Consider the following 24,270-nt stretch of genomic DNA (forward strand, 5'->3'; position numbering starts at 1 on the left):
ACGCTCATTAATTGCGTAATGGTTTTCCTTTTACAAGCATGTGCTGCATTCTTTGTTGTGATTTCGGCTGTGCAACAAGACTCAGGAATGCTTCTCTTTCTAGGTCCAACAGATATTGTTCATCTACTTCTGTGCCGTATGGTACTTTTCCGCCTGCGATCACGTAAGCAAGCTTTTTCGCGATCATCAGATCATGCTCTGAAATGAAGCCTGATTGGAGCATGGATTGAGCTCCAAGAAGAAGGGTTGCATATCCTGTTTCACCTACAACGGGTACCTTCTTACGGATCGGAGCTGAGTATCCACCTTCGTATAGGCTTAGTGCAGCCTGTTTTGCATCGTATAACAGATGATCACTATTTACACTGACTCCATCTGCTTTATTTAAAAAGTTATTGTCCCTTGCTTCATCACCGGATGTGGAAACCTTCGCCATTGCAATCGATTCGAATACTTTATTGGCTACTTTTTGAAGATCGAATTCCACTCCATTCGGAAGGTTCGCTAAGTGCTTCATATAAAGCTCTTTGTTCCCCCCTCCGCCCGGTATCAATCCGACTCCAACTTCCACTAATCCCATATACGTTTCCATGGACGCCTGGATATGAGCTGCTGGTAAGCAGACCTCGCTTCCTCCACCTAATGTCATACCGAATGGGGCAGCCACCACTGGCTTGGATGAATATTTGATCTTCATCATCGCCTGCTGGAAATGCCTGACGACCATATCGATCTCAAATATGTTGTCATCCTGTGCTTCCATTAGAATCATGGCAAGATTTGCACCTACACAGAAGTTCTTACCCTGGTTCCCGATGACGAGTCCTTTATAATTCTTCTCTACTTCATCAACGGCAAAATTAATCATTTGCGTAATATCCATACCAATGGCATTATTTGGAGAATGGAATTCAAGAAGCGCGATGCCATCACCAATATCAATTAAGCTTGCTCCGGAGTTCTTTTTGATCAGCTTCCCTGAATTCTTCAGTGCCTTTAAGTCGAGTGCCTTTGGATTCCGTTCAACAAGTTGGTAGTCACCATTGTGATAGAAGTAACGCTCACCATTTTCTTCTTTATAGAAAGTCGAATGACCTTCACTAAGCATGGTTTCCACCCACTCAGGGACGTTCATGCCTTCTTCCTTCATACGTGTTACAGACTTTTCAACGCCGATGGCATCCCATGTTTCAAATGGACCCATCTCCCATCCGAAGCCCCATTTCATTGCTTGGTCAATGCCTACGATATCATCGGCAATTTCGCCTAGGAGCTGGGCTGAATAGGTTAAGACGGGCGACACGATATTCCATAGAAGCGTGCCTGCCTGATCTTTCGCATATACGAGTGATTTCATTTTGTTTTTTAAGCCTTTTTCATTTTTGGCCATTTCAAGTGAAGCTGTTTTCAACTTCTGACGTGGCTGGTAATCCATCGTTTCAGGATTAAGCTCCAGGATCTCTTTCCCTTGCTTCAGAAAGAATCCCTGTCCGCTCTTGCTCCCCAGCCATCCATTTTCAAGCATTTTTTGCATGAAGGCCGGTACTTCAAACACCGTCCGCTCTTCACCATCTACTTGGTCATACACATTCTTCGCTACATGTGCGAAGGTATCGAGTCCAACCACATCAAGTGTACGGAAAGTGGCACTTTTCGGTCTTCCGATCGTTGGTCCCGTGATGGAATCAACTTCTCCCACAGAGTAGCCGCCTTTCAGCATTTCCTGAACCGTGATGAGCAATCCATACGTTCCGATACGATTTGCGATGAAGTTCGGTGTATCCTTCGCCATCACGACACCCTTACCGAGGACGTCTTCTCCAAATGTTTTCATGAAACTTACGACTTCGGGATCTGTCTTTTTCGTCGGGATCACTTCAAGAAGCTTTAAGTAGCGTGGTGGATTGAAGAAATGAGTACCTAAGAAATTCTTTTGGAAATCATCGCTTCGTCCTTCTGACATAGCCTCGATTGAAATCCCCGATGTATTTGAACTGATGATGCTTCCCGGTTTACGATAGCGTTCCACTTGTTCAAACACTTTCTTCTTGATATCTAAGTTCTCAACGACTACCTCAATGACCCAGTCACAATCCCCGATATTCTGAAGATCATCCTCGAAGTTGCCTGCTGTAATGAGTGAAGCATTTTGCTTTGATGTCAATGGCGCCGGTTTTTGCTTAAAGAGCTTTTTTAAAGCGTTTTCACTAAATTGATTACGAAATGCCTTGCTCTCTTCTGTCAGTCCCTTTGCTTTATGTTCGTCGGTTAATTCTCTTGGTACGATATCTAATAACATAGTCGGGATGCCGATATTTGCAAGATGAGCGGCAATTCCTGAACCCATGACTCCCGATCCTAACACTGCGGCTTTCTGAATTCTACGAACCAATGGTATTTCCCCCTTTTACTCACTTTGAATGAATACTCATTCATTTTTTTCTCAAAAAAAAGACTCGAATGAGTTCCTGTTACATCTAATATATCTGATTTCATGAAATATCGCAATATTTAAAAGACTAAAAATGATAAATTTTACAAAAATTTCGGCGTTTTTACTATGTCATGTTCTTCCAGAATAATGTAAACTTGTTAACACAATAATGTGTTTTTAAGTATGGAGGTTCAAATGAAAAACGATACAACATCTATCAAGATCCTTGAAACCAGTGATATCCATGGACATATATTCCCTTACTTATATGGAACCAAGGAGAATGCTGCCGTTGGTTTAGGTAAAATTGCCACCTATATTAAAGATGTACAAAAACAAGCCGGGAATGTGCTGGTCATTGATAATGGAGACCTCTATCAAGGCACTCCCCTTACTTATTACTATATGAAACAAGCTCGTCATTTGCCAAACCCTTTTATCTCAATTTTACATGAACTCAAATTTGATGCAATCGTGATTGGCAACCATGAATTCAATTATGGGATGGAACCTTTACGCAAAGCGCAACAAGATGCAGAGTTTCCTTTTTTATCCGCAAATATTCTTGATGAAAAAACGAAGAAACCTTACTTTGGTCTCCCATACTTCATCAAAGTACTACCTAACGGGGTAAAAGCAGCTGTGCTAGGCGTAACCACACATTATATCCCAAACTGGGAAAATCCCTCTCACATAGCAGGTTTGTCATTCGAAGATGCCTTAACCTCAACTCAGAATTGGGTTTCCCGCATTCAAGAAGCAGAAAAACCTGACGTGATGATTGTTTCGTATCATGGGGGTTTTGAAAAGGATATTCGAACGGGTTCACCGACTGAACGGCAAACTGGTGAAAACCAAGGTTATAAAATTTGTACAGAAGTAAAAGGGATCGATGTTCTCCTGACTGGTCATCAACACCGAAAGCTTGCAGGCACCATCAATGGGGTTTCAATCGTTCAGCCGGGAATGCATGGTGGGAGTATCGGACAAGTGACCATTGAGTTACAACGAAACAAGCAAGGATGGTCTGTATTAAACAAGGAGCCTCAAATCATTTCCATGGAGGGAATCGAGGCCGATGAAAATGTCCTTTCCTTAGCCCGGAATATTGAAAGCAAAACACAATCCTGGCTTGATCAACCGATTGGTAAGATTGAAGGGAATATGCTGATAGAAGATACATTCGAGGCTCGTATCAAGGAACATCCATTCATTGAGTTCATTCAGCGTGTCCAAATGGAGGCTGCTGGAGTTTCCATATCAGCAACCGCACTATTTAGTGAATCACAACGTGGGCTGCCTGATTTGGTCACAATGAGGGATATCGTGTCTAACTACATCTATCCAAATACCTTAATCGTTCTTGAATTGACAGGGAGAGACATCCATCTTGCCCTTGAGCGTTCGGCATCATATTTCGCTGTGAACCAAGTGGGATTGCTTAGTGTAAACGCGAATTTCACCACTCCTAAACCCCAGCATTATAATTATGATATGTGGGAAGGGATTGACTACGTGTTGAATATCAGCCATCCAATAGGAAAAAGGGTTACTTCCCTACTTTATAATGGGGAGCCCCTACAGGAAAATAAACATTACCAAGTCGTCATGAACAATTACCGGGCAGGTGGCGGCGGGGAATACACCATGTTCAAAAACAAACCGATGATCAAGGAAATCCAAATCGACATGACCGAGCTGATTGCTGATTACTTCCTCAAACATAAAACCATAAAAGCTGCCTGTAATCACAATTGGAAAGTTGTTGTCGATTATGAGGGACGGACCTCTGTTTAGGTCCGTCCCTTTTCTGCATGATGCTCATCATAATTTCTAGAAGATCCGGGAATCTTAGTAATGGAGGTGTTCGACATGGCTAAGCATAAGAAAAACCCTTCCAAGGCTGGAGTCAGTGCAGCAAGTGTGAAGGGGAACGCTGGTCCTACCGTTGATATGGACGGTGGAGGAAAAAGAAACAGTCAAAACAATCAATTTAAGAAGCAACCATAATATGTAATGAAGAAAGAGCGCCTGATTTTGTTGATCGGGTGCTTTTTGCTGTAGTGGAAATTGATTGGAATTATCGACCGTTGTTTCATTTTATCAATACCGTATTCAATATATCGACCGATCGACATATTTCGCTAACCACACACGCTAATAACCCTAACCTCCCCACCAATCTTTTCCCCACCCATACAAAAATTAACTTTGCCTTGTCCTCATTTATGCAGTAAACTAAGAATATAAATTCGAAGTTGTCAGACCTCCTACTTTATCATCACCATCCAAGGTAGCTCGTCTGTTTTTTAAAGTATAGTAATGAGAACGTTTACAGTAAAGGAGACTATGTGAATGAAGCGCAGACTTTTGTTTTTTACGATTGGACTTTTTATTTTGACGATGGGTGTCGCCCTGATAATTAAATCTGGTCTAGGTGCCTCTGCCTGGGATGCCCTGGCCGTTGGGGAATCCAATATGTTCGGGATAACGGTTGGTACCGCTGTTTTCATAAATGGGGTTGTGTTGATTGGTCTTAATGCTCTTATAATGAAGAAGAAGCCTGATGTACTGGCAGCGGGATCCATTCTTGTTATTGGTCTTTTGATTGATTTTTGGTTACTGGTTGTCTTTAATGATTACGCTCCTGAGATGCTGATGAATCAGGTGTTCACCCTTGCTTCAGGGATTTTGACGATGGGACTTGGGATTGCGATTTACTTACAGGCTAAATTCCCGGCAAGTCCCATGGATACACTGATGGTGGCCATCCATACACGTTTCGGGTTAAACCTTCGCAATTCCCGTATTATCAGTGAAGGGTTTGCTCTATCACTGGCTTTCCTGTTTAAAGGAGATATTGGAATCGGTACAATCATTGTAACGCTTCTATTAGGATTCGTGGTTCAATACAGCTTTCCGATTTTTGAACAGCTCTTCGAGAAAAAATCAGTGGGCAAAGCAGCCGTTTCTGCTGATTGATCCATAACAAAAAGCAATCTCCCATGAGGGAGATTGCTTTTTTATTTGGTGATATATTGTGTATCATCATGGCTGAGGTGGTTCATGGCAAGCTCCCGCATCTAAGGAAAGAACTGGTGGAATTGTTCCATAGTTTAAGTGGAGCTTAATCCACCTTTAGAATTCAGGAGCTCATTGATACGCTTTCTCTGACTCTTATTTGCAAGCACATAGAGTGTATCGTTTGCTTTGATGATCGTGTCTCCCATTGGTGTGATCAGTTCATTGTTTCTGATAACCGCAGAAATCAATGTCTTCTCAGGGAGATTGATGTCCTTAATCGCCTTGTTTGTAATATAGGCATCGTCGTTAATGAGAATTTCAAGCATTTCATTGTTTGTCTTTCCGATCGAAACGAGTTCTATGCTGTGAGCGATTGGCGGTTTTTCTTCTCCGGCCAGCTTCAGATAGTTGGCTAACGGTGAAATCGTCGTTCCTTGAATCAGGGCTGATAGTAGGACAACGAAAAACACGACGTTGAAGATGACTTCACTGTTTTCAATATTAGCCACCATCGGATACGTTGCCAATACGATTGGGACCGCGCCCTTCAAACCTGCCCACGAGATGAAAAATTTTTCTTTCATCGTGAAGTTCTTGGCAAGTGCAAGGCTTAAATAGACTCCAAGTGGCCTCGCTACAACAATCAATAGAATCGACAGCACAATCCCTTGCCATGCAATGCTCGGAAGATGCTGGGGGAAAACCAATAAACCCAGAAGGATGAACATGACGATTTGCATCATCCACGCAAACCCTTCATTAAAACGCACGATGGAATGACGATAGGTCAATTCCTGATTTCCGACTACGATTGCCATGATATAAACGGCCAATAGACCGCTCGCTTCCAATATGCTCGTAAAGGCGTACGTGAAGATAGCCAGCGAAATGGACAGAACCGGGTATAATCCGGATGAATCAAGGTTAATCCGGTTAATGATCCATACAGATGCCCATCCAAACGCCAGTCCAAGCACCAGCCCCATACCCATTTGCCAAAAAAAGCTTAAAATCAGGGTAGCAGGATTTAACCCTGGAAATTGGATCAATTGTAAAAAGGCTACCGTTAAAAAAATGGCCATCGGGTCGTTACTGCCTGATTCAGCTTCCAGTGTGGAAGAAATTTTCGGTTTGATGTTTTTGTTGCCTAAAACGGAGAAAACCGCTGCAGCGTCCGTTGAACCAACGATCGCCCCAAATAACATCCCTTCCAGCCAACTAACATCCAGAATGAATTTGGCAGCCACCCCAATCGATAGTGTGGTCACTATGACTCCAATGGTTGCGAGTGATAATGAAGGTTTATAGACACTTTTCACGTTGCTCCATTTTGTCTGAAGTCCACCTTCAAACAAAATGATAATCAAGGCAAGTGTTCCGATGAATTGTGTCATTGGAGCATTATCGAAGAAGAAATATGTATTTAAGACCATACCTACGATGATAAATAAAATGAGTGAGGGGACGCCTAATCTGGTGGAGAACTTGGCGGTTATGACACCGACTAAAAGCAAGAGGCCAAGCAGTAATGTCAAATTATCAATGGTGATTTCCATTATATCGCCTCTTATTCATGAAGATTATACTCTTTTATTATATTATATTGTGAATACTGTAACAATTAAAATGCCTCTTCTCTCTTCTATTCAGCAATAATATTCCCATCAGTCGTTTAGCAATACCTTTTCCTCTTATATTGGGATGCTTGCTCCTATAAACAAAAAAGACTCCGTGAATTTTCACAGAGTCTGATAAATCTCTTTTATTTCTTCATGACACCTTTTAGAACAAAGGCGACGTTGGCCGGTCTTTCAGCCAGTCTTCTCATGAAGTATCCATACCAGTCAGTACCGTACGGAACGTATACGCGCATTTTGTAGCCTTCTTTGACCAGTTCATGCTGGCGTTCCACACGGATACCAAAAAGCATTTGAAACTCGAATTGATCACGTGGGATATTATACTCTTCAACGAGTCTCTTCGTATATTCGATCATCTCATCATCGTGTGTGGCAATGGCTGTATAATTGCCGTTCAACAGATGAGTTTTAATAATTTTTTTGAAATTATCGTCTACATCCTTCTTTTCAGGAAACGCAACTTCAGGTGACTCTTTATAGGCCCCTTTTACTAGACGCAGATTGGGGGAATACGCATTCAGATCATCCATATCCTTTTCTGTTCTATATAAATAGGCTTGTATGACCGTGCCGATATTATCATACTCGGACTTTAACCGCTTGAAGATATCAATGGTCTTTCCACAGCGGGAATAGTCCTCCATATCAATGGTCACGAATACATTTTGTTTGGTTGCTTCATCAAGAATCAACCTCATATTCTTCATGACAACCTCTTCGGAAATATCCAGCCCCATTGATGTCATCTTTAGGGATAGTTGAGATTTCAGGTTTTCTCTCCCGATTGCACGAACAGCCTCTACACATTCAAGGGCCATTTCGTTTGCTTCTCGCTCATTGTCCACAAACTCTCCTAAATAGTCGATCGTTACAACAAGATTCTGACTATTCAGTTCACGAATGACCTCAACTGCCTGTAGAATCGAAGACCCTGCAACGAATCGGCTGGCTCCAAAACGCAGGCCATATTTCTTAGCGAGCTTCGTCATCGGTTTATTTTTTGAAAGGAATAAAAAGAAATTACGCATTGCTTGCTCCATGTTGCTTACCCCCTGAAAAAACATATATATCATACTATGAAAACGTTTTCTTCATTGCTAAAAAAGAAAAAGTTCATACCATTATATACTTAGCAATATTTTATCACCTTTTAAACGTTTTGAATATACTTTCAATACTTTCTTAGTAGAATATTATCGAAATTTGTAAATACGTGAATAATCATGCCGAGCATTAGGAAAAATAACCTTTGCCCTATGATTATAAAACTTTCTTAAGGGGTCGTATACAGGGTAATATTACCTATCGACCATACAAAGAAAGGAAATTAAAGGAATGAAAAGGAGGAAAAGAATATGCAACAACAACCTCAACAAGGAAGTCAGCCACAAGCCTATACAGAACCACCACAAATGCTTACAACGAAGGACTCTTTATATTTAAATGACATGCTTGCATGGAATCTTAATGCCATGAAGAAGTGCCATTTTGCAGCAGCTCACTGTCAGGATACTGAGATTAAAGCTGAGCTGGATAAGTGCGGGCAGATGCATCAGCGTCACTATCAACAACTATTGGCACATTTAAATACGACTAACCAAAACATGATGTAGAAAGGAGTACGATTACATGAATCAACAAAATCAACAAAAAATCCAAAATCCACAGACTCAAGTACCGGCTACACCACAGATGAATGATCGTGACTTCATCACTGATGTCCTGTCTCAGGAGAAATACATGACTGCTTCTTACTGTACAGCACTGAACGAAGCGAGTCATCAAGCGCTATATCAAGACCTGCTCACCATCTTTAATGAAACACAAAATGCTCAACGCGAGCTATACAATGAAATGTTCCGTAAAGGCTGGTACAAGCTTGAGGCTGCCGACAGCCAAAAGATTCAACAATCCTATCAGCAGCACCAGCAGTATTCTTCTCAATTTCCTTATGGATATGGCGGTCAGGTTCAATAATTGGTGGCAGACTCGGGTCTGCCTCTTTTTATTGGGAAGTGCATGAGGGGTGAGGCGCTGGTATGGCTGCGAGTTTGTGGCTCTCGGGATAAGATGGGGCATTTTTGCCGAATTGAAAATAAAAGTTGGGATTTGAAAATAAAATCGGAAATTTGAAAGTCGATAATAAATGGTGCTAATTTGTAAATAAAATTTGAAAGTCGATAATAAATGGTGCTAAGTCGATAATAAATAGGCCGAAGTCGATAATATAATCCTAAAATCGATAATAAATAGGCCGAAGTCGATAATATATCCCATAAACCCGGTTAAAATCTCTCTCTGCCTCCCCACTCCAGATAAAATCCAATAAAAAAAGCACCCTCTCAATCAAAAAAGGGCACTTTTTACATTAAATTGCTTACTCTTCATTCTTTTTCCCATTCATTTCCGCGCGATGAGCTTCATTCATCTCTTTGATCTCTCCAACGATCCGTTTCATCTCATCTTTTCCCTCAGGATATAAAGAATTCCAATGTTTCACGAGAGCAGGCATGTTTTTCGCGATGAATGAATAAAGAGCATAGCGGCTGACCATTTCTTTTTTTTCCGAATCGGTCTCACCTACTAATAGCTCAGTGTACTTTTCTATCAATGCATCAAATTGTTCCGGAAAGTCTTTCATTATCTTAAACCTCCTTGTGAATATTGAGCTATGTCCTTTTCACTCGACAGGTTTGCGGACATGTTTTACAACGATACTGCTCCCCGTTTTCCAATCTATAGGAAAAGCAGCATGTTTTACGAACACGGACCTTTTCCGTTACACCTTCTACATTTACTTTACCGCTATAGTAACGGGCCAGTGGATTTCTGTGATAACGACCGAACCATTGGCTGTTTTCGTCCAAAAGCAAATGATGGAATTGTTCATCCCTCTGCTTTTTCATTCCTTCACTTAAAAGGAAGTCATCATTCTCGTATATCCAGAAAACATATACAGCGATGTTTTCCCACAATATAAGATTAGATAGCTTCGTCGTTTTCTTTAATGACTGAATCACTTTATCAAGATGCCCCTGAAATATTGACCGGATAAACTTCACTTTTTCCTCATGTGAAGTAAATTCAGTAACGGATGCGTCTTTTATATAAAACTGGGGCATCCATAAACCATTCTTGTCTCCATCTAAAAGAATAAGGTTTTCCGGTTTAAGGTTTAATTTCTTATTCCAATATGTCATCGCCATCAATCCCATAGCCGCTATGAAGGCATAGCGTTTCATGAATAGGGAAGCCGCTACTTTAAGATCATCCGTTCCAATTGATGCAACCCGGTCAGTAAGGTAAGACTTCATCCCTTGCTCATCTAAAAATGAGCTTGCTTCTTCCCCTTTAAAAGCAGGTGACCACTCCTTATGAAAACGGTATTTCTCAAGGGTCGCCCACTGTTCTTGGGTTAGGGCATTCATCCCGTCTCACCCACGGCATTCAGAATGCAACGGCCTTTACCGAATGGGATGCATAGCGGGGTTCCGAACAAAGGATCTCGGGATACCTGACAATCCATATCAAACACATTCTTCACAAGCTCACAGCTAATCACATCTTCAGGCTTCCCTTGGGCATAAATTTGCTTATCGCGGATGGCGACAATATTATGGGCATAGCGACAGGCCAAATTAAGATCGTGCAGGACCATGACGATGGTTCGCTGCTCTTTCTCGTTGAGTTCGAATAATAAATCAAGGATTTCAATCTGATGGGTCATATCGAGATAGGTAGTCGGTTCATCCAACAGAATGATGTCTGTGTCTTGAGCTAATGTCAACGCAATCCAGGCACGCTGTCTCTGTCCCCCTGAAAGTTCATCCACTTTCCGGTGCTGAAGCTCTTCCATCTTCGTTGCCTTCAATGCATCCTGGACGATTTCTTCATCCTTATGGGACCATTGCTTGAGCCAGGTTTGGTGAGGGTAACGACCTTGCTTTACCAGCTGCAGGACGGTCAATCCCTCAGGAGCGGTTGGCGATTGAGGAAGAATGGCCATTTTTCGAGCGACTTCTTTCGTTGATAAACGAGAGATTGCTTCCCCATCTAACAGAACCGATCCTTGTTTCGGCTTAAGCAATCTGGCAATGGAACGAAGAAGAGTGGATTTACCGCAGCCATTTCCGCCGATAAAGACCGAAATCTCTCCTTTTGGAATGTCAATATTCAGTTCATCAATAATCGTTCGTTCCCCGTAAGATAGAGTTAAATCCTTCGTTTGTAAAATGTCACTCATGTATGGCCAACTCCTTTAAGAATTTCTTGTTTTAAATAATAGATAGATAAAATAAGGTGCTCCGATCGCTGCTGTAAATACTCCCGCAGGAACTTCCAAGGGCAGAAATAATGTTCGGCCGATCAAATCTGCCACCATCACGAGAATACCACCGATAAAGGCAGCAGTCGGAAGTAACGCACCGAATGATGATCCAACCATCCTTCTTGCCATATGGGGAGCCATCAAGCCTACAAAGCCTATTCCCCCTGCAAAGGCAACGGCTCCACCAACTAAAGCCGTAGACATCAATAGAAGCAAAAAGCGTTGTCGCTGAACGTTCCCTCCAACACTTGTAGCGATTTCTTCCCCAAGTTCCTGGATATTTAATTGACGGGTAATAAAGAAGCTTAACAGAATAAAGACCAAGCTCCACGGAAGCAGGATCCATACGTCCTGCCAATCAGATCCGTTGACGGTACCTGTAATCCAAATGTTTGCCTGACTAGCTCTATAAATAGGGCCAAGGATCATAAGCAATGTAGTCAATGCTTGTGTCAGAGCTGAAATCCCGATTCCGATCAATACGAGCCTGACAGGGGATACACCTTTTCTCCAAGCCAAAAAATAGACTAAAAAGGCAATGACTGCTGCCCCTATAAATGCAGCAACAGGAAGCCACTTAATGCTGACCATCAATGTATTATCATCGTTGCTGAAAACGGTCAGAAAAGCGACGACAGCTGCTCCTGCCCCTCCGGTTATCCCGATAATGTCGGGAGATGCCAAAGGGTTTCGGATCATCCCCTGTAAAATCCCCCCTGCCACGGCCAATGCCATCCCGGCCAGCAGGGCAATGATGATTCTTGGAAGTCGAAAAGAAGTAACAACAAGCTGTTCTAAACTTGTTCCGCCTCCAAAGAAGACGCTTACGACCTTCCAGGGTGCTATTTTCAAGTCGCCTATTCCTGTACTCATAATAAGGACCAGTAAAGTGATGACACCTAATATCATAATTTTTTTCATCGCTGATAAATCAACAAGCATAGAAACCCGGTCCTCGAGCCAACGTTTTCCTATAAATCTATTCATCGGTTAAAACCCCTTCCTTGCAACGTACACGAAGAACGGTGCACCAATAATGGCTGTCATAACACCAACCGGCACCTCCTGGGGCATGATGATGTAACGGGCTCCAATATCAGCAGCCAATAGTAAAATCGCTCCTAGTAATCCCGAGTAAGGAATCAACCAGCGATGATCTACACCAATGATTTTTCTGGCAAGATGGGGGATGACAATTCCGATAAAGCCTATCGGACCGGCAACGGCTACGGAGCCTCCAGCTAACAGTACGACAATAAGTAATGCGATAAATTTAATCAAGGTTGTTTTAAGCCCCAACCCTTTGGCAACATCTTCTCCCATGGCAAGTATATTCATTTTACCTGCCAACATGAGTGCAAGGACCCAGCCTGCCACGATATAAGGAAATACTCCGGATAAAATGTCGAGGCTCCTCCCTTGAACAGATCCTGCAAGCCAGAACAAAACCTGCTCCAATGCTGCTTCATTCAATACAAGCAAACCCTGTGTAAACGAAGAGAACATTGCCGTTATGGCAGCCCCTGCTAACGTCAGCTTCATGGGGGTCAAGCCGTTATTCCCGACTGAGCTGATGACGTACACACCGACAGCGGCTAAACCAGCTCCTAAAAACGCCAGCCACGTAAAGGATTGAAGATTGGTTACACCAAATAACGTAACCGCCACTACCACCATAAAGGCACCGCCCGCATTGATCCCAAAGATACCCGGGGAAGCCAATGGATTTTTTGTTAAAGTTTGCATAAGAACTCCTGCAATGGCGAGGGAGGCCCCCACCGTCGCAGCGATAAGTGCCCGTGGTAAGCGTATGGTCTGAAGCACGATATGTTCAGTTGATCCATCAGGGTTGGTAAACGCTTCAAGAGCTATTCTCCACGACGTATCCGTGTATCCGTAAACAATGCTGATTCCTATACACACTATGAGAAAAAGAATGGTTCCTATAAACAGAAGAAATTGCTTTTGAATTTTCATTATGTGCTAACCTCTCTATCCCTTATTGAAATTAATAAGGAAAGGAAAATCTAATTTCACGTTCTTTTCTTTCACTACTATTTTAAAGAAGAATGAAACAACCGTCAATGACTTTGAAAATCATTATCATTTAGATGTTGACAATGAAAACCTTCTCAACTAATATAAAAGATGTAAATGATAATCATTATCAATATCAAAATATTTTCAGGAGGAATTATACATATGAAGTTAAGAAATTTAGTATCTTTATTGCTTATCGCTTCTCTTCTATTTTTAGCTGCTTGCGGTAATAAAGAAGAAAAAGAAGGTTCTACAGGGAACGATGATAAAAAAGAAGAAACCTATACAGTGGAACACGCAATGGGTACCACTGAAATCGAAGGAACACCTAAGAAGGTTGTGATCCTTACGAATGAAGGAACAGAGGCTCTTCTTTCTTTAGGCGTGACACCGGTTGGTGCCGTACAATCCTGGACAGGTGATCCTTGGTACGATCATATTGCAAAAGACATGAAAGATGTTGAAGTAGTCGGAACTGAAAGCGAATTAAACATGGAGGCTATTGCAAAACTTCAACCGGACCTGATTATCGGGAACAAAATGCGTCAAGAAGAACAATACAATCAGCTGAAAGACATCGCTCCAACTGTAATGGCGGAAACACTTCGCGGTAACTGGAAAGAGAACTTTGAATTATACTCCAAAGCAGTAAACAAAGAAGAAAAAGGTCAAGAAGTATTGGCCGAGTATGACCAGCGAATCGAAGATCTTAAAGGTAAGCTTGGGGATAAACTAAACCAGAAAGTTTCTATGGTCCGCTTTTTAGCAGGTGACGTACGTATCTACCATAAAGATTCATTCTCAGGTGTAATCCTCGATCAATTAGGGTTTGCCCGTCCTGAGGGGCAGGATGTAGACGACTTTGCTGAAAAAGGTGTGACGAAAGAGCGCATCCCGGCGATGGATGGAGATGTGTTATTCTACTTCACATATGAAACGGGTGATGGAGAAGCGAACAAGCTTGCTGAAGAGTGGCTGAACGATCCCCTATTCCAAAACCTTGAAGTAGCAAAGCAAGATAAAGTGTATGAAGTAAGCGATGCTATTTGGAACACTGCAGGTGGCGTTATGGCAGCAAATGCGATGCTTGATGATATCGAAAAGTTTTTCCTGGAAGAGGAATAACCATATGAGACTGGAAAAGGAATGTTCCTTTTCCAGTCTTTTTTATTTCATGCCCGCCTGGATCGATTCACCACGAACTCATCCCCCTTTTCATTCAGCACATCTTGACGTTTTTTCCCACATTCCCCATCCTTTTTCATAATTCTCCTATTTTCGGAAACACTACGGATAGACCATACATCGAACATGAGGGATTAGTATGTTTCCATTCTTTAAGAACAAGAAAAACACCGATAAGACGAAGAAAAAACAAACCTATGAAAACTTTAAGCAGGAAGCTGAGAAATCGGCTGACTATAAACAAGCCTTTTACCAAAACCCTCATACAGGGGTCAAATTCAGTTTGCACTTCATCACTACACTCATCGATGGGAAGATTCTGCAGGAGGACGTTCTCCCCTCTTTGCTTTCAAAAGATTTTCACTCCTTTGATGATCTAAAAACGCTAGTTCCAGTATTGGATATTCAAATCTCAAAAGATGAAGCGGATATTGAACAAAAGCTTTTTAACGGATATACCCTGTTAACGATGGATGCCAACAACCGGAAATTTGCCTTCATCGCTACAAAAAATGAAATGGGTAGAAAGGTTTCCCAACCAGAAGTGGAATTCAGTGTGGTGGGACCGAAAGAGGCCTTTGTGGAATCCCTCAGTGACAATCTTAATCTGCTTCGGAAACGTCTTCCGATTAAAGAGCTGATAGTCGAAGAATTCAATCTTGGAAAATTGACTCACACGAGAGTCGCTATAGTCTATCTTGATGGATTAGTAGATGAGGCCAATGTGAATACGATGCGCCAACGTTTACGGGCTGTGGATTTCGATCAAATCATGGATAGTTCATTCATTGAACAGCTCATTGCCGATAATAGCAATTCCCCTTTCCCTCAACTATTGGATTCAGAACGCCCTGATCGTGTCGCTTCTGTATTGGTAGAAGGAAAGGTGGGGGTGATGGTCGATGGGTCGCCCCACGCATTGATTGGACCCACGACTCTTGTTGAGTTCTTTAATGCCTATGAAGATTACTTCTTGAATTACTCGATTGCATCATTCTTCAGACTGGTGCGTGTTTTTGCAGTAGGGTTTTCGATTTTGATTACACCGATTTATGTCGCTGCCCTGACGTATCATTATGAACTCATCCCGAAGGATCTTATGGCCACTCTTGTGACATCCAGGCAAGAAATTCCTTTACCCCCAATATTAGAGGCTTTATTCCTTGAATTGACGATTGAATTATTGCGTGAGGCGGGAGCACGCCTGCCGACCAAGGTTGGTCAAACGATCGGTATCGTTGGGGGGATCGTAATCGGGACGGCATCTGTTGAGGCAGGTATTACAAGTAATGTATTGCTCATTTTAGTTGCCCTTGCTGCACTGGCTTCCTTTACGACTCCCGTGTACCGCATGGGTAACACGATTCGTTTACTCCGATTCCCCTTCTTGTTGTTCGCACAACTTTGGGGGTTATTGGGAATTGTTTTCTGCTTTTGCTTACTGATGGGACATCTCTTACAATTAACCTCCCTGGGCAGACCTTTTCTAGAGCCGCTCTTCCCGCCGAGGATGAAGGATCTGAAAGATGCTTTGATCCGGTTCCCTTTTAATAAACAAGCAGGGCGCCCCGAATATTTAAGAACAAAGAAACCATTCAGGTTCCGCCCATCTGAAGGAAAGAAAAAGCTGGATATCGACGAATAAAGGCCGGAGGTGATCAGATGCAGACCATTCCAGATAGAAGAAAAATATCCCCTTTCCTTGTTTTCTTTCTCATACATTCCATTCAAGTCGGGGCAGGGGTTCTTGGGTTCCAACGAGTCATTTCAAAGAATGCCGGGTACGATGGGTGGATCTCTGTCATCCTGGCAGGTATTTTCACTCACATTCTCATGTTCATTATGTACCTTATTTTAGAAAAATCCGGAGGGGACCTTGTATCTGCTCATACCTTAGTTTTCGGAAAATGGATCGGGAATATATTCAATTTGTTGTTCACCTTTTATTTTAGTCTGCTGGTGATCACGATTATGAGGACGTATATCGAAGTATTGCAAGTGTGGATGTATCCCCGCCTAAGTACGTTTATGTTTGCATTGTTCTTCTTGATCCTTGTTTACTATATTGTGAATGGAGGAGTCCGTACCATTGCAGGTACAGCTTTTTTCGGGACTGTACTGCCCAGTTATCTGATTTTAACTTTTGCCTTTACATTTAAATACGCTGATTTCCGAAACATATTGCCGGTATTTGATCACACCATCAAAGATATCTTGATCTCTACCAAAAATATGTCGCTTACTTATTTGGGATACGAAGCCATATTGATGCTCTATCCTTATATAAAAGACGCGAAAAAATCTCAAAAATATGCTCACTGGGGGTTAATTACTACAACCATCATATACACCTTGATTGCTATCATCTCTTTTGCCTTTTTCAGTCAAAAGCAATTAGAAAAGACCGTTTGGGCCACCCTTTCCATGTGGAAAATCGTTGAGATGCCCTTTGTTGAACGTTTTGAATATATCGGGATCGCTAATTGGTGCCTGGTGATCCTCCCCAACGTGTGCATCTCTCTATGGTGTGCCAGCAGGACGATCAAGCGTATGACTCCTTTAAGACATCGTCATGCGCTGGTCATCATATGCATTCTCTGTTTATGCACCTTGACTTTTATCACCGACCGGGAACAGGTGAATTTCCTGAATACGATTTCTGGCCAAATCGGTTTTTATTTTAACTTTATTTACATACCTGCCCTCTTAGTACTCGTGACTATCATGAAGAAGGTGAGACAAAAACAATGAAACAACTTTCCTTGATCATTATACTCATTTGTTCTCAGTTCCTATCGGGATGTGTAGAAAAGGAAATTCTTGACGATTTATATGTTGAAACCGGTAAAGCCTATGATTATGTAGGAGAGAATAAAATAAGGGGGACAGCTCTGTTCCCCATTTATTTATCCGATAAATCCATCCAAAACGGAACGCTGTCCGCAGAAGCATCATCCACCCGGGAAGTGTTGGAGAAATTAGAAAGAAGAGCGCAACAGCCCCTTGTAAGAGGAAGCTTGGATGTCGTGTTGATAGGAGAAGAGCTGGCGAAGAAAGGAATCATTGATATTGGAGACTCCCTGCAAAGAGACGCCAGTGTTGGTGCAAGGGTATATATAACGATAACAGAAGGCGAAGCCGGTGAACTCATTAAAGGGAACTATGGTTTAAGAGGAAATGGGACATACCTTTCTAACTTAATCACTCACAACATCACCCGAAGAGAATTGCCAGAAACGAATCTACATTTATTTCTATTCGACTATTTTCAGGAAGGACAGTCAGCATATCTCCCCATATTAAAGAAGCTTACGAATGAAAGTGTAGCGATTACAGGTGTTGCCCTCTTCGATAAAGATAAAATGATCAAAAAGATTCCTGCTGATGATATGTTCTTCTTTAAATTATTAGTGGATAAGCTTGCTGAAGGAAGCCATGTCATCAAAATGGGTAAAAAGCCCGGTGCTGCAGAAAAAATCGTTGAGGCTTCTGTAACGAGTCTGATTTCAAAGCACAAAATTATCATCAAACATAAAGCTGACCCTGTTGAAGTGACAATGAGAATTAAGGTTAGGGGGATTGTCAGAGAGTATACCGGAAAGAAATTGACACCTGATAAAGTCGGAGAAGTCGAGAAAAAAATGGAAAAGGATATTGAAGATAAATGCTTGACCATGCTGAAGGAATTTCAGGAATTAGGCATCGATCCTGTCGGTATCGGTCAAAACCAGAAGCACGGGATACGTGGATTTGATATTAAGGAATGGAAAGAAAGTATCTATCCCCGTGTGAAATTCAATGTGGACGCAAATGTAATGATATTAGAGGCCGGTACTGTGGAATAATAGTAAAAGAAAGGCTCCCGAGGTCGGGAGCCTTTCCCCCTTTAATTCAAACGGATAACACGTTTACTTTCCGCGCTCTCTTTACATGCTTCAATCAATTTGATCACGTGAAGAGCATCTTCAGGTTTTACTGGAAGAGGTTCGTTTTCTCTTAATGCCAAATAAATCCCTTTATAGTATTGTGTGTAATCTCCTTTTTCAGAAGGAATCACTTCCGAGGTCACTTCCTCCCCGGATAGGGTTGTCAGAGTCCCCCAGTTTTCTTCATCTTCCATTCCCCACTCTTCATCAAGTGGATTTCCGCCTGCTTTTAAGTCATCCTCCTGACGATCCATGCCGTGCTTCACATAGCTGCCCTGTAATCCATGAATCTGATAACGAGGTCCTGGATCCAGGACGATCGAACGTGAATACAATTGCACTCTCAATACGTCATATCCGAGCGTAATATGGAAGTAGTCTTCAGCTTTCTCCGGGTTCCTTTGCGGGAACACATCTGCCTGCACCCATTGTGGTGCTCCAAATAGAGTAAGTGCTTGATCAAGGAGGTGTGATCCCAAATCATATAACACACCGGCTCCCTCGATTTTATTTTCTTTCCAACGGTCTTTAATGGTCGGGCGGAAACGGTCGAAGTGGGCTTCATATGTATATACTTGTCCTAAAGCTTTTTCTTCAAGTAATTTTTGAATGGTTAAAAAGTCGGCATCCCAACGGCGGTTATGGAAGACAGAAAGATGCAAATCTCTCTCTTTCGCTAAAGCGAGCAGCTCTTCCCCTTCTTCACTATTCGTCACAAATGGCTTCTCTACCACTACATGTTTATCCGCAAGTAAAGCCTGCTTAATCATGGAATAGTGAAGATGATTTGGGGTTGTAATCACGACTAATTCAATGTCTTGTCGAAGTAAATCGTCAAGGGATGAAACCACAGTCGCACCCTGAATATCCTTCACCACTTTCTCCTCATCCGATGAAAGCACCGCTTCAATATGAAATTCCTCCAAATGTGAGAGGAACGGGCGATGAAAACTTTGTCCTGAAAAACCGTATCCTACTAATCCAACTTTGATCGGTTGCATAATGTCACCTTTTTCTTTCAAAATGTATTCCCATATTATCATGTACAAGTTCAGACGAAAAATGATTCGTTTTACAATTGATTGTTTGTTTGTATAAAATAATGTAGAAAGGGAGGTTAACAACATGCAATCAATTAAAAACAAAGAAACCTTTGAAGATTTAATCACTTCGGCAGAGCCGGTGATCGTTAAATTCCATGCAGACTGGTGTCCTGACTGCCGTCGTATGGATATGTTCATAGATGAGATCATGGAAGAGTTCGGTCAATATAAATGGTACGACATCAATAAAGACGAATTTCCTGAAATCGCCGAAAAATATGACGTCATGGGCATCCCGAGCCTGCTTGTCTACAAAAACGGCGAAAAAATCGCTCACCTGCACAGCGCCAACGCCAAAACACCAGAACAGGTAACAGAATTCCTGAGTGCACTATAACCTAGAGGTCCGTCGAGGGACGGACCTTGTTTTTAACCCCTTCAGATGAATATCCCCTCAAATAATTAATAGATGTTCCCGTTTCCATCTACATAAACCGTTTGAATGATCGTTCTCTGAAATTGGTTCCCCACCTGGGTTTCCCCTTCTATATCGATGGTGATGTTATGGACTCCTTCTTCAAATTCAGCAAGGGGCAGAGAAGATAGATTTTCCGTTGTAATGAGGGTGGTTGTTTTTTTGTTTCCGCTCTTCGTTGGAATATGTTGAATGGTATAGGTTTTCTTCACAGGTTTGTCGTGTATAATCCATGAACCCATTAAAGGTTCTCCATCACTCGCGAACTGATCCCCTTTCTTACTAACTCCTTTCTGAAACAGAATGGTCAGCATGTATTTTTCGCTATGACTATTATGCGCCCTCATTTCCCACCGTCCCAAAAGCGGCTTTGAAATGATGATGGAATGATGATAAGCGCCAGGGAAAAAACCAGTCGCATCTTCAGTAATCATGAACTGTTTATACACTTGCCCGTTTGGACTAATGAGCTCATAGCTCGAACCCTGTTGATCGCTGATCCAGTCCACAGAGATTTTCTCTACCTCTTCCTCCACTGAAAACTTCTCCACTCCAACACCCATAAACACCCCGCCTCTATGGAGGACCGATGTTTCTTCATCCTTTGCAAGCTCGCTCACAGCAGCATAGGATATCTCTTGCAGATTTTCAGTCAACAGATCCTTCAAATAAGGGAAAATCTCCCCGCCTTCTTTTATTGTTGTATGGGACCAGTCTTGGACCCGCACCTCTTTCCCATAAGGAAGGCGTGAACTTGTTACAAGCACCGCTCCATCACTTTGCCCATATCGGCTTAAGTATAACCCGCCCCAAAACAGTTCAGAATTCACCCCTCCCCATCCTGTACCACCGAACGTATAGAATGGGATGGCTTTTGCAAGTTCAAGTTCATCCGTCTCTGAACGGAAAGATTTCATATATCCCGTTTGCAAGGAAAACACGGCATTATTTTTACTTTTTAAAGCATCGGTCAACCAGCCGGCCCATTTACTGTAGGCAAGGTCTGCAAGTTCTGATCCATGATGAGGGGATGAAAGAGTGATGACCCTCTCCACATATGGTCCTGCACCATAATGAACCAATGCGGTTTGAACATCGATCCCTCCTTTACTATGCCCTACAACCACTACCTTCCTCTTAAAATAGCCGTAAATCTCACGAAGCTTTTCTCCTAAAAGCTGCCCATTCTTCCACATGTCTTCGTCTGGATACAAATCAATGAAAGCTGCTTGATGCCCATATTTCCGTGTGAATTCCTGTAGATCATTTTCTCGTATCCACGTGTCTGATGAGGCATGAATTCCATGAATAAATAAAATCGGATAGCCCTCCGACCCTTCTGCCATTTCATCCACAAACCACCTGCCCGGTATTCCCGACGAATTCTTCATCCCATCCATTTTCTCATGCAATGTCTTTACCTCCCTTTTGTTATCCTATCTATCTTCATTATCGTTTAGAAGAATCAAAATATCAGTAGTAATGTTAAATATAGGAATAAAGTTACACATCATCGCAAAGGTCGTTCAGAACGAAATCAAGGCAGAACCTCTTAAGGTTCATAACCTTTCTGTATAAACCGGTGAGGACATCAACCCCCAAAAAAGAATATGTATCTTTGATGAAAGAAAACATTCAAACAATCAGGGAAGCACTAGAACACAAATGATAAAAGCCAGGCGCATTTAAGCGCCTGGCTTTTTCCATCTATCAAACTTCCACCGTAAAAGCAGGAATCGGGTCTTTAAATTCAGTCCAATCCTCTGTCATTTCTTTTTCTGTTAACAAGCAGCTATCCAATGACTGCTCGATTTCTTCCCTGTTCATCCCAAGGCCGATAAATACAATTTCGTTCATTCGATCCCCATGAACAGGATCCCATTTCTCTGCTAATTCCACTTCTTCAGCAAGGATTTCCATTCTTTCATTCTCAGGATAAGAAGCTACCCATTCCCCTGCTCCCTGGATGATGATCGATGGACCTGCCTGGGATAATAAGCCCGTCATGTCGTTACGGGTCGGCAGCCAAAAGAAGCCCTTTGCCCTAACGATATCAACCGGCCATTCCTCCATCCAAGCCATGAAACGTTCTGGGTGAAATGGCTTGTTACGACGGTAGACAAAAGAAGAAATTCCATATTCCTCAGTTTCTGGTGTGTGTTCTTCTTGTAGCTCTTTAATCCACCCGGCTGCCTGGCTAGCTTTTTCAAAATCGAATAGTCGGGTGTTCAGGACTTGATCTAAAGAAATGTTAGAATGTGAAGTTACGATGATTCTCGCTTCCGGGTTCAACTTATGAAGAACCGCTTTTAATTCAACCACGTCCACTTTCTCCACTAAGTCTATTTTATTTAACACAATCACATTCGCAAACTCGATTTGATCAATCAGCAAATCCACTACTTCCCTTGTATCTTCTTCGCCTGTTGCCTCAGCGCGGTCCAGCAGAGTTTCACCACTTGCAAAATCGTGCCAGAATCGGTTGGCGTCTACAACCGTCACCATCGTATCCAGTCTCGTTTTACTCGTCAGATCAATGTCCATCTCTTCATCCAGATAAGTGAATGTTTGAGCTACAGGAATAGGTTCCGAGATCCCGGTAGACTCGATCACAATATAATCAATATTCCCCTGATCGACCAATCGCTGGACTTCAATCATTAAATCTTCCCTCAAGGTGCAGCAAATACAACCATTTTGAAGCTCCACCAATTTTTCTTCTGTTCTGGCGAATCCCCCACTCTTAACGAGGGACGCGTCGATATTCACTTCACTCATATCATTCACAATAACCGCTATTCGCTTATCTTCCCGATTATGTAAGATATGATTTAATAATGTCGTCTTGCCTGATCCTAAATAACCGCTTAATACTGTTACTGGTACTTTCATGATAAACATTCATCTCCTTTTAAATTCGAAATCATTACGATTTAAACTGTATGTTTCACTATTCTTTCTGCTGCTTTCCTTGCACCTGAAATATTACGCGAGGACGGCCCGATTTCTAACTCAGCCAGTGGTCCTGTAACAAATAAATGATTACACCATGACAAGTCCTCTTTCACTACCGGAAAACCACATTTCGCACACGCTAACTTTTCTTCTTGAATGAGTTTTTGCAGCCAGTCCACTTTCATGACCTCTCTTGAAAATCCAGTGGCAAATAGTATCGTCTTTGCTTTTACATTCGACTTTGCCTTCGTTAAATGCAGTATAATCTCATCATCTGATACATCCCATGATTGGATTTCATCTTGGATAAAGGTGAACGTGTTGCTTCGTTTCAAATGTCTCAACTTATTAGCTAATTCACTTGGCATAGACCCTTTATGACGGGCATGATCAATGACCGCTCTTCTGTCTTCATACCGTGAAATCTTTTCAAAGCCCCTCATATACTTAGGACCAAGCCAGCCGGGATCACTATCAAAGTCGTGAACCCTATAAGGGTGCCTGGCAATTTGATATACCTGTCCGGTGAATTGCCTGCTTAGCTTAACCACCAGGTGGGCAGCGGAGATCCCTCCTCCTATCACGGCGATTGGAGGTTCTACTCTCGGAAGGGAGTCAGCAAATAAATGTCCAACTTGTTGTGGGCGTGCCGCAACAAGATCACTTCCCCAAGAGGGATAAGTCAATTTATTATTCATTCCCGTTGCAATCACAATGTTATTCCCATAAAAATGGTCCAAACTACTTGTTCTCACTATCCAACCGTTATCTCCTTTCTCAACGTGTTCCACCTTTCCCTGAAACCATGCTTTAGAGATTTCAATTTCATCTAATACTGTGGAACTGTGTTGATTAAATAGAGAAAGAGCCGGCCTCTTATATGGTCCGTAGAAATCTTCTCCTTCATCCTTCTTAAAGGATAGCAGGCTAAAGGGATGTGTATCCAAATGGTGGACAAAAGGTGAACGCAAATACGGCATGTCAATTAAACCGGTCAGCCTTTTCCATTTGAATATTGGCTCTGGGTAAGGATCGATTACACATATCTTATGAATTGGCACCTCTTTCTTTTTCACAAGATACGTAGCCACTGTGCATCCATGGATACCTCCACCGATTATGATCCATTCATACATATTCTCACCACCTGATTATGTTTAATAAAACGAAATAATTACGATTTATTCATAATGAGAGAATCCTTACTTACATATAAGTAAG

The 24,270-nt window shown here is 42.1% G+C and carries 22 protein-coding genes; 10 read left to right on the forward strand and 12 right to left on the reverse strand.

Going from position 1 to position 24,270, the window contains the following annotated elements; all coding sequences use genetic code 11:
* Positions 1-7: 7 nt before the first annotated feature.
* Entirely contained in the window at positions 8-2,392 is a 2,385-nt protein-coding gene (locus tag ACCB35_RS18475) for a 3-hydroxyacyl-CoA dehydrogenase NAD-binding domain-containing protein (RefSeq protein WP_374054785.1), read from the reverse strand.
* 237 nt (positions 2,393-2,629) lie between these two features.
* Between ACCB35_RS18475 and ACCB35_RS18480 the strand changes: the two genes are divergently transcribed.
* From ACCB35_RS18480 to ACCB35_RS18490, 3 genes are all read left to right on the forward strand, one after another.
* Positions 2,630-4,231, forward strand: coding sequence for a bifunctional UDP-sugar hydrolase/5'-nucleotidase (locus ACCB35_RS18480; RefSeq protein WP_374054786.1), 1,602 nt, complete (start codon positions 2,630-2,632; stop codon positions 4,229-4,231).
* 75 nt (positions 4,232-4,306) lie between these two features.
* On the forward strand, positions 4,307-4,444 hold the full coding sequence (locus ACCB35_RS18485; protein ID WP_082051193.1) for a YuzL family protein: 138 nt from the start codon (positions 4,307-4,309) through the stop codon (positions 4,442-4,444).
* A 345-nt stretch (positions 4,445-4,789) separates the two neighbouring features.
* A complete protein-coding gene (locus ACCB35_RS18490) occupies positions 4,790-5,416 on the forward strand; it encodes a YitT family protein (RefSeq protein WP_374054787.1) in 627 nt (208 codons plus the stop codon).
* A gap of 134 nt (positions 5,417-5,550) precedes the next feature.
* On the opposite strand, the gene ACCB35_RS18495 is transcribed toward ACCB35_RS18490, so the two are convergent.
* Complete coding sequence (locus tag ACCB35_RS18495; protein ID WP_374054788.1) at positions 5,551-7,014, reverse strand: potassium/proton antiporter; 1,464 nt, start codon at positions 7,012-7,014, stop codon at positions 5,551-5,553.
* A 206-nt stretch (positions 7,015-7,220) separates the two neighbouring features.
* Entirely contained in the window at positions 7,221-8,138 is a 918-nt protein-coding gene (locus ACCB35_RS18500; RefSeq protein ID WP_044338187.1) for a proline dehydrogenase family protein, read from the reverse strand.
* A 315-nt stretch (positions 8,139-8,453) separates the two neighbouring features.
* On the opposite strand from ACCB35_RS18500, the gene ACCB35_RS18505 reads away from it, so the two are divergent.
* Positions 8,454-8,711, forward strand: coding sequence for a hypothetical protein (locus ACCB35_RS18505; protein ID WP_044338188.1), 258 nt, complete (start codon positions 8,454-8,456; stop codon positions 8,709-8,711).
* 16 nt (positions 8,712-8,727) lie between these two features.
* Entirely contained in the window at positions 8,728-9,075 is a 348-nt protein-coding gene (locus ACCB35_RS18510) for a spore coat protein (RefSeq protein WP_374054789.1), read from the forward strand.
* A gap of 400 nt (positions 9,076-9,475) precedes the next feature.
* On the opposite strand, the gene ACCB35_RS18515 is transcribed toward ACCB35_RS18510, so the two are convergent.
* From ACCB35_RS18515 to ACCB35_RS18535, 5 genes are read right to left on the reverse strand one after another with little or no spacing between them, the layout of a single operon-like run.
* Positions 9,476-9,742, reverse strand: coding sequence for a DUF2573 family protein (locus ACCB35_RS18515; RefSeq protein ID WP_374057073.1), 267 nt, complete (start codon positions 9,740-9,742; stop codon positions 9,476-9,478).
* 25 nt (positions 9,743-9,767) lie between these two features.
* Positions 9,768-10,526 carry a siderophore-iron reductase FhuF gene (fhuF, locus tag ACCB35_RS18520; RefSeq protein ID WP_374054790.1) on the reverse strand — a complete coding sequence of 253 codons (759 nt, stop codon included), beginning with the start codon at positions 10,524-10,526 and terminating at the stop codon, positions 9,768-9,770.
* Positions 10,523-11,341 carry an ABC transporter ATP-binding protein gene (locus ACCB35_RS18525; RefSeq protein WP_044338193.1) on the reverse strand — a complete coding sequence of 273 codons (819 nt, stop codon included), beginning with the start codon at positions 11,339-11,341 and terminating at the stop codon, positions 10,523-10,525. Before ACCB35_RS18525 ends, fhuF begins: the two co-directional genes overlap by 4 nt.
* 15 nt (positions 11,342-11,356) lie before the next feature.
* A complete protein-coding gene (locus ACCB35_RS18530; RefSeq protein WP_374054791.1) occupies positions 11,357-12,412 on the reverse strand; it encodes a FecCD family ABC transporter permease in 1,056 nt (351 codons plus the stop codon).
* A gap of 3 nt (positions 12,413-12,415) precedes the next feature.
* On the reverse strand, positions 12,416-13,402 hold the full coding sequence (locus tag ACCB35_RS18535; RefSeq protein WP_374054792.1) for a FecCD family ABC transporter permease: 987 nt from the start codon (positions 13,400-13,402) through the stop codon (positions 12,416-12,418).
* A 225-nt stretch (positions 13,403-13,627) separates the two neighbouring features.
* On the opposite strand from ACCB35_RS18535, the gene ACCB35_RS18540 reads away from it, so the two are divergent.
* The 4 genes from ACCB35_RS18540 to ACCB35_RS18555 all read left to right on the forward strand — a co-directional run bounded on the left by ACCB35_RS18540 (position 13,628) and on the right by ACCB35_RS18555 (position 18,495).
* Positions 13,628-14,590, forward strand: a complete 963-nt coding sequence (locus ACCB35_RS18540; protein WP_374054793.1) for an ABC transporter substrate-binding protein — start codon at positions 13,628-13,630, stop codon at positions 14,588-14,590.
* A gap of 199 nt (positions 14,591-14,789) precedes the next feature.
* Positions 14,790-16,295 carry a spore germination protein gene (locus tag ACCB35_RS18545; protein WP_374054794.1) on the forward strand — a complete coding sequence of 502 codons (1,506 nt, stop codon included), beginning with the start codon at positions 14,790-14,792 and terminating at the stop codon, positions 16,293-16,295.
* Positions 16,296-16,312: 17 nt separating this feature from the next.
* The gene (locus tag ACCB35_RS18550) at positions 16,313-17,401 is read left to right on the forward strand and encodes a GerAB/ArcD/ProY family transporter (protein WP_374054795.1); all 1,089 of its coding nucleotides are present in this window, start codon (positions 16,313-16,315) and stop codon (positions 17,399-17,401) included.
* The gene (locus tag ACCB35_RS18555; protein ID WP_374054796.1) at positions 17,398-18,495 is read left to right on the forward strand and encodes a Ger(x)C family spore germination protein; all 1,098 of its coding nucleotides are present in this window, start codon (positions 17,398-17,400) and stop codon (positions 18,493-18,495) included. Before ACCB35_RS18550 ends, ACCB35_RS18555 begins: the two co-directional genes overlap by 4 nt.
* 41 nt (positions 18,496-18,536) lie before the next feature.
* On the opposite strand, the gene ACCB35_RS18560 is transcribed toward ACCB35_RS18555, so the two are convergent.
* Complete coding sequence (locus ACCB35_RS18560) at positions 18,537-19,577, reverse strand: oxidoreductase (protein WP_374057074.1); 1,041 nt, start codon at positions 19,575-19,577, stop codon at positions 18,537-18,539.
* Between the two features lie 124 nt (positions 19,578-19,701).
* Here ACCB35_RS18560 and ACCB35_RS18565 point away from each other — a divergent pair, with 124 nt between their 5' ends.
* The gene (locus ACCB35_RS18565; protein ID WP_374054797.1) at positions 19,702-20,016 is read left to right on the forward strand and encodes a thioredoxin family protein; all 315 of its coding nucleotides are present in this window, start codon (positions 19,702-19,704) and stop codon (positions 20,014-20,016) included.
* A 65-nt stretch (positions 20,017-20,081) separates the two neighbouring features.
* Here ACCB35_RS18565 and ACCB35_RS18570 read toward each other — a convergent pair whose 3' ends face one another.
* The 3 genes from ACCB35_RS18570 to ACCB35_RS18580 all read right to left on the reverse strand — a co-directional run bounded on the left by ACCB35_RS18570 (position 20,082) and on the right by ACCB35_RS18580 (position 24,185).
* Complete coding sequence (locus ACCB35_RS18570) at positions 20,082-21,506, reverse strand: esterase/lipase family protein (RefSeq protein ID WP_374054798.1); 1,425 nt, start codon at positions 21,504-21,506, stop codon at positions 20,082-20,084.
* A 298-nt stretch (positions 21,507-21,804) separates the two neighbouring features.
* Positions 21,805-22,986 carry a GTP-binding protein gene (locus ACCB35_RS18575; protein WP_374054799.1) on the reverse strand — a complete coding sequence of 394 codons (1,182 nt, stop codon included), beginning with the start codon at positions 22,984-22,986 and terminating at the stop codon, positions 21,805-21,807.
* Between the two features lie 41 nt (positions 22,987-23,027).
* Positions 23,028-24,185, reverse strand: coding sequence for a hypothetical protein (locus ACCB35_RS18580; protein WP_374054800.1), 1,158 nt, complete (start codon positions 24,183-24,185; stop codon positions 23,028-23,030).
* Between the last annotated feature and the right edge of the window lie 85 nt (positions 24,186-24,270).

The organism is Rossellomorea sp. FM04394 (assembly GCF_041889765.1).
Lineage (GTDB): Bacteria > Bacillota > Bacilli > Bacillales > Bacillaceae_B > Rossellomorea > Rossellomorea aquimaris_B.

Coding starts and splice junctions, on each gene's coding strand:
- ACCB35_RS18545 (WP_374054794.1), top strand. CDS start 14,790: ATGTTTCCATTCTTTAAGAACAAGAAAAACACCGATAAGACGAAGAAA.
- ACCB35_RS18565 (WP_374054797.1), top strand. CDS start 19,702: ATGCAATCAATTAAAAACAAAGAAACCTTTGAAGATTTAATCACTTCG.
- ACCB35_RS18575 (WP_374054799.1), bottom strand. CDS start 22,986: ATGAAAGTACCAGTAACAGTATTAAGCGGTTATTTAGGATCAGGCAAG.
- ACCB35_RS18580 (WP_374054800.1), bottom strand. CDS start 24,185: ATGTATGAATGGATCATAATCGGTGGAGGTATCCATGGATGCACAGTG.
- ACCB35_RS18490 (WP_374054787.1), top strand. CDS start 4,790: ATGAAGCGCAGACTTTTGTTTTTTACGATTGGACTTTTTATTTTGACG.
- ACCB35_RS18550 (WP_374054795.1), top strand. CDS start 16,313: ATGCAGACCATTCCAGATAGAAGAAAAATATCCCCTTTCCTTGTTTTC.
- ACCB35_RS18485 (WP_082051193.1), top strand. CDS start 4,307: ATGGCTAAGCATAAGAAAAACCCTTCCAAGGCTGGAGTCAGTGCAGCA.
- ACCB35_RS18510 (WP_374054789.1), top strand. CDS start 8,728: ATGAATCAACAAAATCAACAAAAAATCCAAAATCCACAGACTCAAGTA.
- ACCB35_RS18525 (WP_044338193.1), bottom strand. CDS start 11,341: ATGAGTGACATTTTACAAACGAAGGATTTAACTCTATCTTACGGGGAA.
- ACCB35_RS18505 (WP_044338188.1), top strand. CDS start 8,454: ATGCAACAACAACCTCAACAAGGAAGTCAGCCACAAGCCTATACAGAA.
- ACCB35_RS18480 (WP_374054786.1), top strand. CDS start 2,630: ATGAAAAACGATACAACATCTATCAAGATCCTTGAAACCAGTGATATC.
- ACCB35_RS18540 (WP_374054793.1), top strand. CDS start 13,628: ATGAAGTTAAGAAATTTAGTATCTTTATTGCTTATCGCTTCTCTTCTA.
- ACCB35_RS18560 (WP_374057074.1), bottom strand. CDS start 19,577: ATGCAACCGATCAAAGTTGGATTAGTAGGATACGGTTTTTCAGGACAA.
- ACCB35_RS18500 (WP_044338187.1), bottom strand. CDS start 8,138: ATGGAGCAAGCAATGCGTAATTTCTTTTTATTCCTTTCAAAAAATAAA.
- ACCB35_RS18535 (WP_374054792.1), bottom strand. CDS start 13,402: ATGAAAATTCAAAAGCAATTTCTTCTGTTTATAGGAACCATTCTTTTT.
- ACCB35_RS18495 (WP_374054788.1), bottom strand. CDS start 7,014: ATGGAAATCACCATTGATAATTTGACATTACTGCTTGGCCTCTTGCTT.
- fhuF (WP_374054790.1), bottom strand. CDS start 10,526: ATGAATGCCCTAACCCAAGAACAGTGGGCGACCCTTGAGAAATACCGT.
- ACCB35_RS18530 (WP_374054791.1), bottom strand. CDS start 12,412: ATGAATAGATTTATAGGAAAACGTTGGCTCGAGGACCGGGTTTCTATG.
- ACCB35_RS18555 (WP_374054796.1), top strand. CDS start 17,398: ATGAAACAACTTTCCTTGATCATTATACTCATTTGTTCTCAGTTCCTA.